General features: G+C 65.5%; 20 protein-coding genes. 10 read left to right on the forward strand and 10 right to left on the reverse strand.

Annotated features, from left to right (window positions below; all coding sequences use genetic code 11):
* On the forward strand, positions 1 to 681 hold a 681-nt coding region (locus tag PVW46_RS19265; RefSeq protein ID WP_274577203.1), incomplete at its 5' end, for an NADH-ubiquinone oxidoreductase-F iron-sulfur binding region domain-containing protein.
* Positions 682 to 872: 191 nt separating this feature from the next.
* Positions 873 to 1,991, forward strand: coding sequence for a signal recognition particle-docking protein FtsY (gene ftsY, locus PVW46_RS19270; RefSeq protein ID WP_069209971.1), 1,119 nt, complete (start codon positions 873 to 875; stop codon positions 1,989 to 1,991).
* Between the two features lie 5 nt (positions 1,992 to 1,996).
* Here ftsY and PVW46_RS19275 read toward each other — a convergent pair whose 3' ends face one another.
* Positions 1,997 to 2,479: an MgtC/SapB family protein gene (locus PVW46_RS19275; RefSeq protein WP_043144147.1), complete on the reverse strand. Its 483-nt coding sequence runs from the start codon at positions 2,477 to 2,479 to the stop codon at positions 1,997 to 1,999.
* A gap of 71 nt (positions 2,480 to 2,550) precedes the next feature.
* On the opposite strand from PVW46_RS19275, the gene PVW46_RS19280 reads away from it, so the two are divergent.
* Positions 2,551 to 3,453 carry an EamA family transporter gene (locus PVW46_RS19280; RefSeq protein WP_069209970.1) on the forward strand — a complete coding sequence of 301 codons (903 nt, stop codon included), beginning with the start codon at positions 2,551 to 2,553 and terminating at the stop codon, positions 3,451 to 3,453.
* Between the two features lie 39 nt (positions 3,454 to 3,492).
* Positions 3,493 to 4,098, forward strand: a complete 606-nt coding sequence (locus PVW46_RS19285; RefSeq protein ID WP_069209969.1) for an inner membrane-spanning protein YciB — start codon at positions 3,493 to 3,495, stop codon at positions 4,096 to 4,098.
* A gap of 18 nt (positions 4,099 to 4,116) precedes the next feature.
* Here PVW46_RS19285 and PVW46_RS19290 read toward each other — a convergent pair whose 3' ends face one another.
* A complete protein-coding gene (locus tag PVW46_RS19290; protein WP_043144272.1) occupies positions 4,117 to 4,557 on the reverse strand; it encodes an Lrp/AsnC family transcriptional regulator in 441 nt (146 codons plus the stop codon).
* Positions 4,558 to 4,663: 106 nt separating this feature from the next.
* On the opposite strand from PVW46_RS19290, the gene PVW46_RS19295 reads away from it, so the two are divergent.
* The 4 genes from PVW46_RS19295 to PVW46_RS19310 all read left to right on the forward strand — a co-directional run bounded on the left by PVW46_RS19295 (position 4,664) and on the right by PVW46_RS19310 (position 9,878).
* The gene (locus PVW46_RS19295; protein WP_043144153.1) at positions 4,664 to 5,785 is read left to right on the forward strand and encodes a type III PLP-dependent enzyme; all 1,122 of its coding nucleotides are present in this window, start codon (positions 4,664 to 4,666) and stop codon (positions 5,783 to 5,785) included.
* Between the two features lie 106 nt (positions 5,786 to 5,891).
* Entirely contained in the window at positions 5,892 to 8,189 is a 2,298-nt protein-coding gene (locus PVW46_RS19300; RefSeq protein WP_069209968.1) for a xanthine dehydrogenase family protein molybdopterin-binding subunit, read from the forward strand.
* The gene (locus PVW46_RS19305; RefSeq protein WP_190285447.1) at positions 8,167 to 9,219 is read left to right on the forward strand and encodes a T6SS phospholipase effector Tle1-like catalytic domain-containing protein; all 1,053 of its coding nucleotides are present in this window, start codon (positions 8,167 to 8,169) and stop codon (positions 9,217 to 9,219) included. The genes PVW46_RS19300 and PVW46_RS19305 overlap by 23 nt, the downstream gene beginning before the upstream one ends.
* Before the next feature lie 191 nt (positions 9,220 to 9,410).
* Positions 9,411 to 9,878 (forward strand): CoA-binding protein, encoded by a 468-nt coding sequence (locus PVW46_RS19310; protein ID WP_069209967.1) that lies wholly within the window; start codon positions 9,411 to 9,413, stop codon positions 9,876 to 9,878.
* Positions 9,879 to 9,900: 22 nt separating this feature from the next.
* Here the strand turns inward: PVW46_RS19310 and PVW46_RS19315 are convergent, their stop codons facing one another.
* The 8 genes from PVW46_RS19315 to hisA all read right to left on the reverse strand — a co-directional run bounded on the left by PVW46_RS19315 (position 9,901) and on the right by hisA (position 14,572).
* Entirely contained in the window at positions 9,901 to 10,872 is a 972-nt protein-coding gene (locus tag PVW46_RS19315) for a zinc-binding metallopeptidase family protein (protein ID WP_069209966.1), read from the reverse strand.
* Between the two features lie 65 nt (positions 10,873 to 10,937).
* A complete protein-coding gene (locus PVW46_RS19320; RefSeq protein WP_069209965.1) occupies positions 10,938 to 11,465 on the reverse strand; it encodes a YcxB family protein in 528 nt (175 codons plus the stop codon).
* Positions 11,466 to 11,474: 9 nt separating this feature from the next.
* Positions 11,475 to 11,780, reverse strand: coding sequence for a phosphoribosyl-ATP diphosphatase (locus tag PVW46_RS19325; protein WP_069209964.1), 306 nt, complete (start codon positions 11,778 to 11,780; stop codon positions 11,475 to 11,477).
* A gap of 23 nt (positions 11,781 to 11,803) precedes the next feature.
* Positions 11,804 to 12,211: a hypothetical protein gene (locus tag PVW46_RS19330; RefSeq protein WP_069209963.1), complete on the reverse strand. Its 408-nt coding sequence runs from the start codon at positions 12,209 to 12,211 to the stop codon at positions 11,804 to 11,806.
* An 11-nt stretch (positions 12,212 to 12,222) separates the two neighbouring features.
* Positions 12,223 to 12,981, reverse strand: a complete 759-nt coding sequence (gene hisF / locus PVW46_RS19335; RefSeq protein WP_043144172.1) for an imidazole glycerol phosphate synthase subunit HisF — start codon at positions 12,979 to 12,981, stop codon at positions 12,223 to 12,225.
* Between the two features lie 85 nt (positions 12,982 to 13,066).
* Positions 13,067 to 13,276, reverse strand: coding sequence for a hypothetical protein (locus PVW46_RS19340; protein WP_139132336.1), 210 nt, complete (start codon positions 13,274 to 13,276; stop codon positions 13,067 to 13,069).
* A 167-nt stretch (positions 13,277 to 13,443) separates the two neighbouring features.
* Positions 13,444 to 13,797, reverse strand: a complete 354-nt coding sequence (locus tag PVW46_RS19345; protein WP_069209962.1) for a hypothetical protein — start codon at positions 13,795 to 13,797, stop codon at positions 13,444 to 13,446.
* 52 nt (positions 13,798 to 13,849) lie between these two features.
* On the reverse strand, positions 13,850 to 14,572 hold the full coding sequence (gene hisA / locus PVW46_RS19350) for a 1-(5-phosphoribosyl)-5-[(5-phosphoribosylamino)methylideneamino]imidazole-4-carboxamide isomerase (RefSeq protein WP_043144179.1): 723 nt from the start codon (positions 14,570 to 14,572) through the stop codon (positions 13,850 to 13,852).
* Between the two features lie 135 nt (positions 14,573 to 14,707).
* On the opposite strand from hisA, the gene PVW46_RS19355 reads away from it, so the two are divergent.
* Both PVW46_RS19355 and PVW46_RS19360 read left to right on the forward strand, forming a co-directional pair.
* Positions 14,708 to 15,091, forward strand: coding sequence for a DUF2147 domain-containing protein (locus PVW46_RS19355; protein WP_069209961.1), 384 nt, complete (start codon positions 14,708 to 14,710; stop codon positions 15,089 to 15,091).
* Between the two features lie 119 nt (positions 15,092 to 15,210).
* On the forward strand, positions 15,211 to 15,603 hold the full coding sequence (locus PVW46_RS19360) for a DUF2147 domain-containing protein (RefSeq protein WP_069209960.1): 393 nt from the start codon (positions 15,211 to 15,213) through the stop codon (positions 15,601 to 15,603).
* The last annotated feature ends 45 nt before the right edge of the window (positions 15,604 to 15,648 follow it).

The raw sequence follows: 15,648 nt of genomic DNA on the forward strand, positions 1-15,648 counted from the left end.
ATGATCGAGTCGATCGAGGGCAAGCGCGGTCTGCCGCGCCACCGTCCGCCCTATGTCGCGCAGGTCGGGATCTTCAATCAGCCCACGCTGGTCCACAACGTCGAGACGCTCTACTGGGTTGCGAAGATTTGCCGGGAAGGTCCTGAAATCCTTTCGGGAATCGAAAAAAACGGCCGCAAGGGCCTGCGGTCCTACTCGATCTCTGGCCGGGTGGCCAAACCGGGCGTCTACCTCCTGCCCGCCGGATCGACCATCCTCGACGTGATCGAGGCCGCCGGTGGCATGGCCGAGGGGCATGTCCTCAAGGCCTATCAACCGGGCGGGCCGTCTTCGGGCCTGTTGCCGGCCTCGATGAGCGATGTGCCGCTGGATTTTGACACCTTGCAGCCGCATGGATCCTTCATCGGGTCCGCCGCCGTTGTCGTGCTGTCGGATCAGGACCGCGCGCGGGATGCCGCGCTGAACATGCTGCGGTTCTTCGAGGACGAAAGCTGTGGCCAATGCACGCCGTGCCGGGTCGGCTGCGAGAAGGCGGTCAAGCTGATGAGCGCGGACAGCTGGAACACCGACCTGCTCGAGGAATTGTGCCAGGCGATGGGCGATGCGTCGATCTGTGGCCTGGGACAGGCGGCGCCGAACCCGATCCGGCTGACGATCAAGCATTTCCCGGAAGAGATCTGAATTCCCGAAAAAAGTCGGGAAGGTGATAGTTGAAACCGTCCACAGGCACCTGTGGACGGTTTTTTGTTGACTTGGGATAAGTGCTAAGGGGGCTGTGGCCGGGCTTCCGGGCTGGTGCCGTGGTGAAAGCCACCTTTCATTGCGCGCGCAAGCGTATTAGGTGAAGACAACTCAAGCATCAGGCGCGGCCCATGTCCTTTTTCGGCAAGCTCAAGAACAAGTTGTTCAAATCCTCCTCCAAGCTGGACGAGGGGTTGGACGCAATTGTCAAGGAGGGCGGTGAGGAAGACGTCGCCGAAACACCCGAGCCAAAGACTGAGGCGGCAGAGCCTCGCCTCCAGGCCCCGGCGCCGAAACCCGTCCCGGTCGAACCGGTGCCGGTGCATGAACCCGAGACCCCGGCCGAGGCAAAACCCTCTGGCGGCCTGCTGGGCCGGATCATGGGGAGGTCGCAGGGTGAGGGCGCGGTGGCGCGCCGGGTGCTGGACGACGAGATGCTGGAGCAGCTCGAAGAGTTGCTGATCGCCTCGGACATGGGGGTGGACACGGCGCTGCGCGTGACCTCGAACATCGCCGAGGGGCGTTTCGGCAAGCGTCTGTCATCGCTGGAGATCAAGCAGGCGCTGGCGTCCGAGATCGCCCGGGTGATGGAGCCGGTGGCGCGTCCGCTCCCGCTCTATCCGAAAAAGCCGCAAGTGGTGCTGGTTGTCGGCGTCAACGGGTCGGGCAAGACCACGACCATTGGCAAGCTCGCCAGCCAGTTCAAGGCCGCGGGCAAGCAGGTGGTGATCGCGGCGGGCGATACCTTTCGCGCCGCCGCCGTCGAGCAACTGCAGGTCTGGGGCGAACGGGCCAATGTGCCGGTGCTGACCGCGCCCGAGGGCAGCGACCCGGCCAGCCTGGCCTTTGACGCCATGACCAAGGCGCAGGCGGACGGTGCGGACCTATTGATGATCGACACCGCGGGCCGGCTGCAGAACCGCCAGGACCTGATGGAGGAACTGGCCAAGATCGTCCGGGTGATCCGCAAGAAGGATCCGGATGCGCCGCACAACACGCTGCTGGTGCTGGATGCGACGACCGGCCAGAACGCGCTCAGCCAGGTCGAGACCTTCCGCAAGCTGGCCGATGTGTCGGGCCTGGTGATGACCAAGCTGGACGGCACCGCCAAGGGCGGTGTGCTGGTGGCGCTTGCAGACAAGTTCGGCCTGCCGATCCATGCCATCGGCGTGGGCGAGCAGATCGAAGACCTGGCCCCCTTCGACCCCGAAGAATTCGCCGCGGCGCTGACCGGCCTCGACACGGAATGAGCGGCCTAGCGGTCGTGGGCGATGTCCTCGATCCATTTCAGAAGCGCAAGGACGATGACCACAATCACCGTGGCCATTGCCGCAAGCGTCAGGCGCCCCGCGCCGCAGCCCAGGCCCACGGCTCCGGCCAGCCACATAGAGGCCCCGGTGGTGATGTTGTGAACCTTGTCCGCCGAGCGGAAGATCACGCCCGCCGCGAGGAAGGCCACGCCCGCCGTGACGGCCTCGATCATGCGCAGGGGATCGTTGCGTTGCTCACCCGCGCCGCCGAAATCCAGCGCGCTCAGCTCGCGCCCGATCAGTACGAAGAGGCAGGCGGCCACGGCCACCAGGATATGCGTGCGCAGGCCCGCCGGTTTGTGGTGCCATTCCCGTTCGAACCCGATGGCGGCGCCAAGCACCACGGCTCCGCAGAGCCGCACGAAGGCGGACCAGGCGGGAACCACGGCAAAATCGCCGTACAGTTCGGATGTCAGGCTGTCGAGCATGGGGACCTCTCTGCGTTCACCGTAGCACCAACGCGCAACCTGCGCGATGGGGCGCGTCCGGAGGGCCGTCGGTGAGCGATTGGCTGGTTTCGCTGGAGGGCACCGAGGCAGGCCACCAGGCGGCGCTGATGCTGGCGTTGACGGCGGCCCTGCTGCACGCGGTCTTTGGCGCGCTGCAGAAGGGACGGCACGACCCCTGGGTGTCGCGTGCGGCGATCGACGGCTGGCTTGTGGTGCTCAGTTTTCCGCTGCTGTTCCTGGTGCCCTGGCCCGAACCGCACATGTGGCCGATCTTTGCCGGGGTCATGGTGATCCATTTCACCTACAAGCTGTTGCAGGCGATGGCCTATACCCGTGGTGCCTACACGGTGGTCTATCCGGTCGTGCGTGGGACGGGCCCGCTGTTCACGGTGATCGGTGCCTGGCTGATCTTTGGCGAGAGCTTTACCGGCGTTCAGTGGCTGGGTCTTGGCGTGCTGCTGGCCGGGATCTTTGGCCTGGCGGTCTACAACTTCATCTTTCTCGAAACCGCGCGCGAGACGCTGGGCCCGGCCCTGGCCTACGCGCTGGCGACGGGGTTTTTCGTGGCGCTCTACACCACCTATGATGCCTACGGCATCCGCGCCACCGCCGATCCCTTTACCTTCCTCGCCTGGTTCTTTTTCCTGTCGGCACTGGATTTCCCGGCCCTGCTGTTCCTGACCCCCATGCGGCACAGGGTGTCGGGCTTTCCCCTTCGGCCCCTGGTGTTGCGCGGGCTGGCGGGGGCGCTGGTGGCCTACGGCTCCTTCGGGTCGGTCATGATGGCCACGCGCCTGGACAAGGTCGGCGAGGCGGCGGTGCTGCGCGAGACCTCGACCGTCTTTGCCGCCATCATCGGCTGGCTGATCCTGCGCGAGACAGTGGGTCCAAGGCGCATCGCGCTGATGGTCCTGATCGCGGCAGGGGCGGTGATCGTTGAGGTTGGCGGCTGAAAGACCTATGTGACGCAGGCAAAGTCAGAGGAGCGCGCAATGGAACAACGCCAGGTCAACCCGATGCTGAAGACGGCGCTGGAGTTCGGCCCGATCCTGGGGTTCTTCGCGGCTTACCTGTGGCTGAAGGACCGGATCTTCGTGATCGGGGGCACTGAATACGAAGGGTTCATCGTGGTTACGGCGGGGTTCATCCCGGTGTTCCTCGTCTGCATGGGCGCGCTTTGGGCCCTGACTGGACATCTGAGCCGGATGCAGGTGGTCACGGCGGTGCTGATCGTGGTCTTTGGTGGGCTCAGTGTCTGGCTGAATGACGACCGTTTCTTCAAGATGAAGCCGACGCTGATTTACCTACTTTTCGGCGGTGCACTGGCGATCGGCCTGATGCGCGGCGAGAGCTGGTTGCAATACGTCATGGACGGGCTGGTGCCCCTGCAGCGCGAGGGTTGGATGATCCTGACCAAGCGGGTCGCCGGGTTCTTCTTGTTGCTGGCGGTGCTGAACGAGGTGATCTGGCGCACGATGGACACAGAGGTTTGGGTCTATTTCAAGACTTTCGGTCTCACGGTGGCGATTTTCCTGTTCTTCATGTTCCAGGGCGGTCTGTTCAAACAATACGGCACCCAGGACGCGGACGAAGAGTGACCGGGGGCTTTTGCCCCCTCAACTCCCACGATCGATCTTCGTACTGAGGTGGATCAGGCTTTCCGAGGCCCTGACGCCCTTTGCCTCGCCAATGGCATCCAGCGTGCGGTCCAGCGCCTCTGTCGTCTCTGCACTGAGCTGGGCGATCATGTCGAACCTTCCCGACGTCGTGTGCACCGTTTCCACCGCCGTGAGGCTTTTCAAGCGTGACAGGACCGCCGGCGTGGCGCGCGGTTCGACCGAGATCAGCACCGTGGCGCGCAGGGCGGGGCGTAGGCCCGGGCCGCGTTTGAGCGTGTAGCCGGCGATTGCGCCACGCGCCTCCAGCCGGTCGAGCCGGGCCTGCACCGTGGTGCGCGCCAGCCCCAGCCGGCGGGCCAGGTCGGCCACCGGCGCGCGCGCGTTTTCCGCAAGGGCGGCCACCAGGGCGCGGTCCGTTTCGTCGATCTGTTGGTCCATGTCGTCAGTTTGCCCATAATTGACGTGCATTTCGAACAGAGTTGCAGGTGAATCCGTGCGTTGCAAGGGCCAGACTGGTTTCACAGGCGAACAGGAGGCACGAGCAATGGTGCTGCATGAGGCATTCCAGCGCGATCCCGCGCTCTGGCTGGCGCGCGAGCGCCCCGAAGATCCGGTTTTCTTTCACGATCCCAGGCGGCTGCGCGACGTGGCGCGGTTGTTCCTTGACCGGTTTCCGGGCGAAGTGACCTATGCGGTCAAGGCCAATCCCGACCGGGGCGTGATCGAGACCTTGACAGAGGCGGGGATGGAGGCCTTTGACGTGGCCTCTCCCGAGGAGATGGCCTTGGTGCGGGCGGTCGCGCCGCGCGCGCGACTGCATTATCACAACCCGGTCCGGGCCCGGTCCGAGGTGGCGGCAGCGCGGGGCTATGACATCACCTCGTGGTCGATTGACCGCATGGCGGAACTGGACAAGCTGGGGCCGCTGGAGGGCGCCGAGGTGGCGGTGCGGCTGAAGCTGCCGGTGGCCGGGGCGGTCTATGATTTCGGGTCGAAATTCGGAGCGGGGCCGGAGGCGTGCGGCGCATTGCTGCGCGCGGTTGTTGCCCGGGGCGGGCGCCCCTCGCTGACCTTTCATCCGGGCACGCAATGCCGCGCGGCGGGGGCCTGGGTCTCCTACATTCAGGCAGCGGCCGAGATCGCCCGGTCCAACGGCATCCGCCTGCATCGGCTGAACGTCGGCGGCGGGTTCCCGGCGCACCGCGAGGACCCGGCCCCCGACCTGCCCGCGCTTTTCAGAGCCATCGACGAGGCCGTCGCAGCAGACTTCGGGACGGACCGTCCGGCGCTGGTCTGCGAGCCGGGCCGGGCGATGGTGGCCGAGGCCTTCGAGCTGGCCTTGCAGGTCAAGGCGCGGGACGGGGACGCGGTCTTTCTGAACGACGGCATCTATGGCGGGCTCAGCGAATGGCGCGATCTTGGCCCCGCAACGCGGATCAGCGCCCTGGCTCCGGATGGGTTGCCCAGGGCCGGAGCCATCCGGGCGACAGAGGTCTTCGGGCCGACCTGCGACAGCCTCGACCGGTTGTCGGACCGTGTCGACCTGCCCGCGGACCTGGCAGAGGGGGATTACCTGCTGTTCCACGCCTGCGGCGCCTATTCCACGGCGCTGGCCACCCGGTTCAATGGTTACGGTGCCCGGCGCATCGTGACTTTGGCGCGATAATCGGCCGCTCCGGGAAAACCGGGGGCGGGCTGCGGTGCGCCCTCTGGACACCCGCGCCATGACGACTAATCTCCGCCGCGACAGGACAATTGCGAGGGAGACACTCATGGACAAGTTCGGCAAGAGCCAGCCGGTGAAACGGGTCGAGGATGTGCGCTTCCTGACCGGGCACGGACGTTACGTGGACGATGTTGCGCCCGAGGGGGCCTTGCGGGCCTTTGTTTTCCGCTCCCCCGTGGCGCATGCCGAGATCACGACGCTGGATGTAAGCGCCGCGCGCGAGGCCGAAGGCGTGCATCTGGTGGTGACCTCGGACGATCTGCTGGCGGCGGGCATCGACACCGGCATGTCCGGTGCGCTGGCACCCAACCGCGACGGCAGCAAGGGTGCCGCGCCCAAGCGCCCGGTGCTGGCCGAGGGGCGTCTGCGTTATGTCGGTGAACCGGTGGCGCTGGTCGTGGCCGAGACGCTGGAACAGGCGCGCGACGCCGCCGAGCTGATCGAGCTGGACTACGACGAGCTGCCGGTGGCGATGGCCTTGGCGCCCGGAGAAAATACGATCCACCCCGAGGCCCCCGATAACCGGGCCTATGACTTCGGCATCGGAGACGAGGACGCCACGAACGCCGCGTTCGATGCGGCGGCGAAGACCGTCAAGCTGGAGATCGGCGACAACCGGATTATCGTCAATTCGATGGAGCCGCGCGGCGCCTTTGCGGAATGGACCGACGGGCGCATCCACCTTGGCTTTGGCGGGCAGGGCGTCTGGGGCATGAAGGCCGAACTGGCGCGCGCCTATCACATGGAGCCCGAGCAGATCCACACCACCAACCCCGACGTCGGCGGCGGTTTCGGCATGAAGGGCTTTCCCTACCCGGAGTATTTCGTGCTGCCCTACGCGGCGCGTGAAACGGGCCGACCGGTACGCTGGATGTCCGACCGGACAGAGGCGATGCTGTCCGACAACGGCGGGCGTGACCTGGTGACGACGGCAGAACTGGCCTTTGACGCGGACAACCGCATCACCGGCTACCGGCTGCACACGCGGTCGAACCTGGGTGCCTACAACTCGCATTTCGGGCAATTCATCCAGTCGAACCTCTTTGCCCGCGTGCTGACCGGCACCTACGACATCCAGACCGCTTTCTACCGCTCGGAAGGCTTTTATACCAACACCGTGCAGGTGGATGCCTATCGCGGCGCCGGCCGTCCAGAGGCGATCTATGTCCTGGAACGTGTGATGGACCGGGCCGCGCGCGAACTGGGTATCGATCCGCTGGAGCTGCGCCGGATCAACTTCATCAAGCCCGACCAGTTTCCCTACAAGACAGTGACCGGCGAAAACTACGACGTGGGCGATTTCGTGCGCGTTATGGGACATGCCGAGACGACGGCGGACCTGGCGGGCTTTGCGGCCCGGCGCGCCGCCTCGGAGAAGGCGGGCAAGCTGCGCGGCTTGGGGGTTTGTTATTACATCGAGTCTATCCTGGGCGCCCCGAACGAGGATGTGAAGGTGGAGTTCACCGAAGACGGCGGCGCAAGGATCTATGTCGGCACCCAGTCGAACGGGCAGGGGCATGAAACCGTGTTCCGCCAGTTCCTGGCCGATCAGACCGGCATTCCCGCCGAGAAGATCGAGGTGGTGCAGGGCGACAGTGACCTGATCGCCTCGGGCGGCGGCACCGGCGGGTCCCGTTCCGTCACCGTGCAGACAAACGTGACCCTGCAGGCGGTCAGCGACATGGTTGCGGGATTCTCCGATTTCCTCGCGGGCGAAATGGGCGTGGACGCGGCGGCGATCACCTTCGACGATGAGACGTTCCGCGCGGACGGATCGAACCTGACGCCGACCATGCTGGAGGTGGCGCAGATGGCGCGCGAGGCCGGGCGCGAGGATCTGCTTGTCTGGCAGGCGACCTCGACCCTGCCGGGGCGGTCCTATCCCAACGGCTGCCATGTCGCCGAGGTCGAGATCGACCTTGAGACAGGCCAGACGATCTGCGACCGTTACAGCGTGGTCGACGATTTCGGCAACCTGATCAACCCGATGCTGGCCGAGGGGCAGGTGCATGGCGGCGTGGCGCAGGGGCTGGGCCAGGCGCTGACCGAACATGTGGTCTACGACGAGGATGGGCAGCTGCTCACGGCCTCTTTCATGGACTATGCCATGCCGCGAGCCGACAATATGCCCATGATCGGGTTCGAGACAGAGCCGGTGCCCTCGACCGCAAACCCGATGGGAATGAAAGGCTGCGGCGAGGCCGGGACGGTCGGGTCTATGGCCGCGGTGTCGAATGCGGTTCAGGACGCGCTCTGGGCGCGTGGAATCAAACAGGTGGACATGCCCTTCACGCCGGCGCGCGTCTGGGCCATGCTGGAAGGTGATGCGATCGCAGCTGAGTGACATTGTTTTCGGCTGGCTCCGCCGCAAGTCTTCGGCGGACCATTCCGCATACGCGCGGCGGCGCGGGCCGGTCGATCATGTCCTCATTCTGGATGGCACCATGTCCTCGCTCACGCCCGGCGAGGAAACCAACGCCGGGCTGACCTATCTGCTGCTGAAAGAGGCCGGGCATTCCTCACTCTATTACGAGGCCGGGGTGCAATGGACGGACTGGGGCGCCACCACCGACGTGGCGCTGGGCCGCGGCATCAACCGGCAGATCCGCCGCGCCTATGGCTATCTCGCCTCGCGCTATCGCGCGGGCGACCGCATCTTCCTGATGGGCTATTCGCGGGGCGCCTACGCCGTCCGCTCTTTGGCTGGGATCATCGACATGGTCGGGCTCTTGCGGGCGGAATGCGCCACCGAACGCAATATCCGCCAGATCTATCGCCTGTACCAATACGCCCCCAAGGGGGCCGCCGCGCGGGCCTTTGCGGCGCGCAATTGCCATGCCGAGTCGCCGGTCGAGATGATCGGGGTCTGGGACACGGTCAAGGCGCTGGGCCTGCGCCTCCCGCTGCTCTGGCGGCTGACCGAATCCGAGCACGAGTTTCACAATCACTCGCTGGGTCCCGCGATCCGGCACGGCTATCACGCGCTGGCCCATGACGAAACGCGCGCCGCCTATGCGCCTGTGCTCTGGGAATGCCCGCCGGGCTGGGCGGGCAAGGTCGAACAGGTGTGGTTCCGGGGGACACACGGGGACATCGGCGGTCAACTGGGCGGTTTCGATGCGGCGCGGCCCCTGTCCAATATTCCGCTCGTCTGGATGCTTGACCGGCTGGAGGCCCGCGGCGTGGCCCTGCCGGAAGGGTGGAGAACGCGGTTCCCCTGCGATGTAAATGCGCCCTCGGTCGGCACCTGGATGGGGGTCAGCAAGCTGTTCATCCTGCGCGGGGCGCGTCGTGTCGGGCGGGATGCTTCGGAGAGCCTGCACCCCACCCTTGTTGGGTCGATGGCGCCCGCAGGGGCGCAGGCTGTTGGTTGACGGGGTAGTCAAGAAGAATGTTCACAGTTTCTTTACAGACCTTGGAACTGTGGCTTTGGTGCCTATCTTTCTATCAGGATCGCGGGGCCGGAACCCCCGTGAGACCTTCACTGTCCCTCGTTCCGTGACTGGCGCCCGGGTTTTTGCCCGGGCGCTTTTTCTTTTCCTAAACCCGGTATATTTGAGAGGGCATGAGCTATTCGGATGACAAGCTGAAAGAGATTCTGACGCGGACCAAGGTCGTCGCGGTGGTGGGCGTATCCATGAATCCGGTACGGCCCAGCTATTACGTCGCCCGATATCTTTCGCTGAAGGGTTTCAAGGTGATCCCGGTCAATCCGGGACATGCTGGCAAACGCCTGTTCGGGCAAGAGGTGCGCGCCTCGCTGGCCGATTGCCCTGACACCGTGGACATGGTGGACATCTTTCGCAGGCCGGAACATGTGCCGCCCATCGTCGAAGAGGCGTTGGAAGTCTTTCCGAATCTGCGCACGGTCTGGATGCAGATCGGTGTCGTCAACGAAGAGGCGGCACAGATGGCCGAGGCGCTCGGCGTCGACGTGGTGATGGATCGCTGTCCCAAGATCGAGTACCAGCGCCTGTTCGGTGAACTGCGCATGGGCGGTTTCAACACCGGGATCATCTCGTCCAAGCTGTGACGGGGCGCCTTGACCGCCTGCGCTAGGTCCTGAAGGCGGCGCGCAGCTGGTCGTGGGCGAAGCCCAGTTTCCCGCGCACCGATGGGGTCAACACGAACGGATAGAGATCCGGCAGTTCCAGCGCACGATTCACATGGGTGACGGCCAGGGACAGGCGTACCGCGTGGTTCAAGACGCGATCCGCGTCGGCATCCGCATAGGCGTCATAGCCGGGCGGTGGTCCCTCCAGCAGGGCGAGCCCTGCCGCGGCAGCGCTGTCGGCGATATCCACGAGATGCAGAAGGTGGGCGACGGTTTCCGCCCAGTCCTCGTGCGGGTGGGCGGTGGCGTAGGGGGTAATATGGGTTTCGCCCGGATCGCGCGGCGCGGCGTAATGGCGTTCCAGCGCCTTGGCGTAGTCGGCGCGTTCGTCCCCGAAGAGGCTGCGGAACCGGGCGAGAAATGCGGGCCGCACGGTCAGGCGTTCGAACAGGAAATGCGCGCATTCATGGCGCATGTGGCCCAGCATGGTGCGGTAGAGCTCTCCAAGGTCGTCCTGGCGTTCCGCCCGTGTGGCCTCGTCGGCCTCGCTGACGTTGATGGTGATGACGCCCTGGGCGTGGCCCATCGTGACCTGCTGTTCGCCCTGGGCGGTATCTTCCGACAAAAGGCGGAACACCGGACGCGGGCCGGGGTCCGTGTCGGTAAACCAGCCCCAGCGGGCAAGGTTGGCCAGCATCCAGCGCTTGGCCGCCTCTGTCCGCGCCCAGAGCGGCAGGTTGTCCGCCTCGCGCAGGTCCGGCACGGTTTCCGTCATCGCGCAGGACCGGCACAGGCCGTCTGCCTCCGGTTCGGGCAGCCAGTTGCATCCGATGGCGGGGTGATTGGCGCAGCGCGCCGTGACGGCCACCATGACCTGCGCCTGAGGGTCGAAACCGACCTCCTGTCCGCACGTGCAGCGGTCATTGTCGAACCAGAGCGGGGTCTGGCAAGCAGGGCAGTTGAAAACCTGCATCCGGGGTCCTTTCGCGAATGTCGAATGTCTGACAGGCCAACGCGGCATGACGGCCCCGGGTTGCCTCAGCGATATGCGGCGATCCAGGCCAGGCAATCTTCGCGCGCCGCGCGCATTTCTGCGGCATCCGCAAAGGCCGCTGTCGGGATCACGATGTACTCCATCTGCCCGGTCAGGAACAGCAGGCCCTCGGGGTCTTCGATCACCTCCAGCACGGCGGGCCAGCGCAACAGGCTCTCGCTCACCTCTCCGGTGATGCGCAGGCCCTCTGCGGAGAGCTGGTAATGCAGCGGCGCCTGACGGACCGGAGCGTTCCGGACCGACTCCCATACGTGGCGGCGGCGCCAGGTGAACAAGCCGATCAGCGCGGCCATGAGTGCGGCAAAGGGCAGGTACGACGACCATTCCGGCAGGCGCATGTCGGTCGCATTGGCGAGAATGACCAGCCCCAGCAAGACCGCGACATAGACGACAAGGGCGGCCAGCACCCCCCATCGCATCAGCCAGGGCTGGTGGCGGCGGCGCAGGCGGGCGCAGATCGCTGCGTGTTTCAGATCCCGGACAGTGCCGGTGAAGTGCAGCCTGTCGGACATGGTATCGTCTCAGCGCCCCGCTTTTTCGGCGATGCCGGATTGCCCCTGGCGCCGGGCCAACTCCGCCATGACCTCGCTCAGCGCCACGTCCCGCGATTTCAGCATGACCAGCAGGTGAAACAGCACGTCGGCGGTTTCCGAGACCAGCCGCGCGTGGTCATCCTTGACCGCTTCGATGATCGCCTCGATGGCCTCTTCGCCAAATTTTTCGGCCACCTTCTCCGGCCCCTTGGCCAGGAGCTTGGCGGTCCAGCTTTCGTCCGGAGAGGCGGCGGCGCGGGTGGCGATGATCTGTTCGAGGTCGTCCAGGGTCATGTCGGTTCCTTTTCAGGCGGTCGTCAGAGACGGCTGTCCCCGGTCAGAATGGTGTCGAGCAGGGACCAGAGCTGTGCCTCCATCGGCGTGCCCAGCACCTGCGCGCGGTTGAGCGGGGTAAAGACCGGGCGGGCTTCGGCCATGTCGGCCTCGGGCCAGTCCAGCAGGCTGGGACCATCGCGCGAGATGCCGATCCGCAGGCCCCAGCGTTCAGCCGGCCCCGCGCCTTCGGTCCAGTCACCGATGTAGAGGCGGACGAGCGGCAGGTGATCCTTTGTGCCCAGCGTCACGCCGACGGTGTACCATCCGGCGGACATGTCACCAACCTCGAGATAGCCGGTGACGACTGTGGTGGGGGCGCCGCAGCAGGTGCAGGCGGTCTCTTCGATCTCGCCCTCGCGGAGGGTGACGTCAGAGCCGTCGCTGAACACGCTTGCCCCCTTTACAGCCTGACCGGAATGCCGGCGGCCGCCATATGCGCCTTGGCCTCGGCCACGGTGAAGGTGCCGAAGTGAAAGATCGAGGCCGCCAGCACCGCGCTGGCATGGCCTTCGGTCACGCCTTCGACAAGGTGATCGAGCGTGCCGACACCGCCCGAGGCGATGACGGGAATGTCCACCGCGTCGGCGATGGCGCGGGTCAGGGGCAGGTTGAAGCCTGCCTTGGTGCCGTCGCGGTCCATCGAGGTCAGCAGGATTTCCCCGGCCCCCTTGGCGGCGATGGTCTTGGCGAATTCCACCGCGTCGATCCCTGTGGACTTGCGCCCGCCGTGGGTGAAGATCTCCCAGCGGCCCGGTTCGACCGTTTTGGCGTCGATGGCGCAGACGATGCACTGGCTGCCGAACTGGTCGGCGGCCTCGGCCACCACGTCGGGGTTGGCGACAGCGGCGGAGTTGAAGGACACCTTGTCCGCGCCCGCGAGCAGCAGGGCGCGGACATCCTGAACCGTACGCACGCCGCCGCCCACGGTCAGCGGGATGAAACACTGTTCCGCCGTGCGCGTGACCACGTCGAACATGGTTCCACGGTTTTCATGGGTGGCATGGATGTCGAGGAAACAGATCTCGTCCGCGCCGGCGGCGTCATAGGCGCGGGCGGCGTCCACGGGATCGCCCGCATCGCGCAGGTCGACGAAATTGACGCCCTTGACGACACGGCCGTCGGCGACATCGAGGCAGGGGATGATGCGGGTCTTGAGCATGGCGTTGCGTTAGCGCGATTTGACCGGCGAGGGAAGGGGGGAGAGGGCCGGGCGCGACCGCTCTGGCGGGCACGCCCCGGGCCGCTCATGAAAGCGAGGGCGCGCCCCGTGAGACTTTCAGTCTGAAAACGCTTGGCCGTGAACGGGCAACTCGGTGCAGGGTGGTGGCGGGGACAAGGTAGTAGCCCAGCGGCAGACGCGCATTCCACAACAGGTCGTTCGGACGGAAAGGCCCGCCTTTTTCCGGGTTTTCCAGCACGGAAAAGATCACGTTTACGATCCAGATCGCGGCCATGAACATGAAATGGTCCTTTTGGGAACTTGTCTGGGAAGGATGTTTACCAAGCCACCCGAAGGCGGCGCAGTCAGGAAGTCCCGACCTGGTCCTTTGGGAGCTGGGCAAGCTGACCTCCTCCGCCACGGGCGAGTTACTTTAGATCAGTGGTGTTGGCAAGTGCGGGGTCAGGGATTGGCCTTGCGTGCAACGACTCTCTCGTACCCTTCGGCGACAACCACTACCAGCATCAAGGTTGGCAGCAGGGTCATGCCGGCGAGGGCGGAAAATAGGCCCCACTCTTGATGGGCATAGGCGATGCGTGCGAGCAAAGGCCATTCTGGGCAGGTCATGCCCTTCAAGACGTTGCCATGGCAACCGATGCTGCGCAGGTAACGATCTGTCCAAAGTACCTGCGCGTGCCCTGACAGAATAAGGAGTGCCACCGGGATCAGGACAACACGTGCAAATGCCAACCGGCACAACCAGGCAAGGATCAGCGCGAGAAACGGCAGGCACGAGTAAAGCGTGGAGGGGCTCATGGGCGCAACATCGCCCAGTGAGAGCGGGACTGGCAGTCCGGATTTCCAGACCTTATGCCTTGAGCGCCTCGAGCGCGGCCTTGAGGTCGATGGCGCCGTCGTAAAGTGCGCGCCCCGATATGGCCCCGTTCAGGGGCGCCCCGCAGTCGCGCAGGGCCTTGAGGTCCTTGATCGACGACACGCCGCCCGAGGCGATCACCGGGATCGTCACCGCGTTGGCCAGGGCCGCCGTCGCCTCGACGTTCGGGCCCTGCATGGCGCCGTCGCGGTTGATGTCGGTGTAGATGATCGCCGCCACGCCCGCGTCTTCGTAGCTGCGCGCAAGGTCCACGGCATCCACCTGCGTGACCTCGGCCCAGCCCTTGGTGGCCACGCGGCCATCCTTGGCGTCGATGCCCACGGCCACCTGTCCGGGGAAAGCGCGCGCCGCCTCGCGCACCAGCTCGGGGCGTTCGACGGCAACGGTGCCCAGGATGACCCGCGACAGGCCCTTGCCCAGCCACATCTCAATGGTGGCCATGTCGCGGATGCCACCACCCAGCTGGGTCGGCGTCTTGGTCTGTTTGAGGATTGCCTCGACAGCGGCAGCGTTCACCGGCTCTCCGGCAAAGGCGCCGTTCAGGTCGACAAGGTGCAGCCACTCACAGCCCTGCGCCACGAATTCCAGCGCCTGGGCGGCGGGATCGTCGTTGAAGACGGTCGCCTTGTCCATGTCGCCGCGCAGCAGGCGCACGGCCTTGCCGTCCTTCAGGTCGATCGCGGGATAAAGGATCATTTCGGGCTGCCCTTTCAGAGTTTTGCCGCGCCTTAGTATGACGCCACGATAGATGCAACGCGACCTTGCGTCATGCTTGATCGGGGTCTGGCGCCGCCGACACAGTCGAAATGACCTGAACGGGAGGAGACAGGCATGAAACTACTCAAGATTGCGGCAGTTTGCGGATTGGCGGCCGGTGCGGCTGCGGCGGACCCGGTCGAAGGCACCTGGCAGACCGAACCCGACGACGGCTCTTATGCGCATATCGTGATGGCGCCCTGCGGGAACAAGATCTGTGGACAGATCGCCCGCACCTTCAACGCGGGTGGCGAATATGCCTCTCCGACCAGGGGCAAGACCTTGGTGATCGACATGGTCCCGCAGGGCAACGGCAAGTACGAGGGCAAGGTCTGGCGCCCGTCGAACAACAAGATCTACCTCGGCAAGATGACCCTGGACGGCAGCCGCCTGAAACTGCGCGGCTGCGTGGCGGGCGGGTTGATCTGTTCGGCGCAGACCTGGCGACGGGTGCAATAAGAGGGCCGTGACCGGCAATATCTTGCGGACGGGCGTTCGGCCTCTGGAAATGCGCCGCGCGGCTACCACATGCGTGCTAGGGTTCAGTCCCGAAACTTCTGTATCAAAGGACGCATCTCATGCCCCGCTTTCGCCTGTTTCTGCCGCTTGTTCTCGGTAGCCTGGCGGCCCCCGCTCTTGCCGATCCGGCCGTCGGTCTCTGGCGCACGGAACCCGACCGCAAGAACCTGACCAGCCTGATCCGCATCGACACCTGCGGCGCCGCGCTTTGCGGCACGGTGCTCAAGGCCTTCGATCCGCAGGGGCGCGAGGTGCAGACCGCGAATGTCGGCAAGCGGCTTTTCTGGGATCTCAAGCCCGCAGGATCGGGCAACTATGCGGGCGGGACCGTCCATGTGCCGCTGTTGAATGTCCAGGCCAATGCCAAGGCGGAACTGTCGGGCAACAGGCTGCGCGTGACGGGCTGCAAGGGGCTGGTCTGCGACGGCCAGACCTGGGTCCGCGCCAACTGAGGCCGGGGCGGGGGCTCTGCCCCCGTCTCCCTCCGGTCGACTCCC

It is taken from the genome of Mameliella sp. AT18, from assembly GCF_028807275.1.
GTDB classification, from domain to species: Bacteria; Pseudomonadota; Alphaproteobacteria; order Rhodobacterales; family Rhodobacteraceae; genus Antarctobacter; species Antarctobacter albus.

Coding starts and splice junctions, on each gene's coding strand:
- ftsY (WP_069209971.1), top strand. CDS start 873: ATGTCCTTTTTCGGCAAGCTCAAGAACAAGTTGTTCAAATCCTCCTCC.
- PVW46_RS19275 (WP_043144147.1), bottom strand. CDS start 2,479: ATGCTCGACAGCCTGACATCCGAACTGTACGGCGATTTTGCCGTGGTT.
- PVW46_RS19285 (WP_069209969.1), top strand. CDS start 3,493: ATGGAACAACGCCAGGTCAACCCGATGCTGAAGACGGCGCTGGAGTTC.
- PVW46_RS19290 (WP_043144272.1), bottom strand. CDS start 4,557: ATGGACCAACAGATCGACGAAACGGACCGCGCCCTGGTGGCCGCCCTT.
- PVW46_RS19295 (WP_043144153.1), top strand. CDS start 4,664: ATGGTGCTGCATGAGGCATTCCAGCGCGATCCCGCGCTCTGGCTGGCG.
- PVW46_RS19300 (WP_069209968.1), top strand. CDS start 5,892: ATGGACAAGTTCGGCAAGAGCCAGCCGGTGAAACGGGTCGAGGATGTG.
- PVW46_RS19310 (WP_069209967.1), top strand. CDS start 9,411: ATGAGCTATTCGGATGACAAGCTGAAAGAGATTCTGACGCGGACCAAG.
- PVW46_RS19315 (WP_069209966.1), bottom strand. CDS start 10,872: ATGCAGGTTTTCAACTGCCCTGCTTGCCAGACCCCGCTCTGGTTCGAC.
- PVW46_RS19320 (WP_069209965.1), bottom strand. CDS start 11,465: ATGTCCGACAGGCTGCACTTCACCGGCACTGTCCGGGATCTGAAACAC.
- PVW46_RS19325 (WP_069209964.1), bottom strand. CDS start 11,780: ATGACCCTGGACGACCTCGAACAGATCATCGCCACCCGCGCCGCCGCC.
- hisF (WP_043144172.1), bottom strand. CDS start 12,981: ATGCTCAAGACCCGCATCATCCCCTGCCTCGATGTCGCCGACGGCCGT.
- PVW46_RS19340 (WP_139132336.1), bottom strand. CDS start 13,276: ATGGCCGCGATCTGGATCGTAAACGTGATCTTTTCCGTGCTGGAAAAC.
- PVW46_RS19345 (WP_069209962.1), bottom strand. CDS start 13,797: ATGAGCCCCTCCACGCTTTACTCGTGCCTGCCGTTTCTCGCGCTGATC.
- hisA (WP_043144179.1), bottom strand. CDS start 14,572: ATGATCCTTTATCCCGCGATCGACCTGAAGGACGGCAAGGCCGTGCGC.
- PVW46_RS19355 (WP_069209961.1), top strand. CDS start 14,708: ATGAAACTACTCAAGATTGCGGCAGTTTGCGGATTGGCGGCCGGTGCG.
- PVW46_RS19360 (WP_069209960.1), top strand. CDS start 15,211: ATGCCCCGCTTTCGCCTGTTTCTGCCGCTTGTTCTCGGTAGCCTGGCG.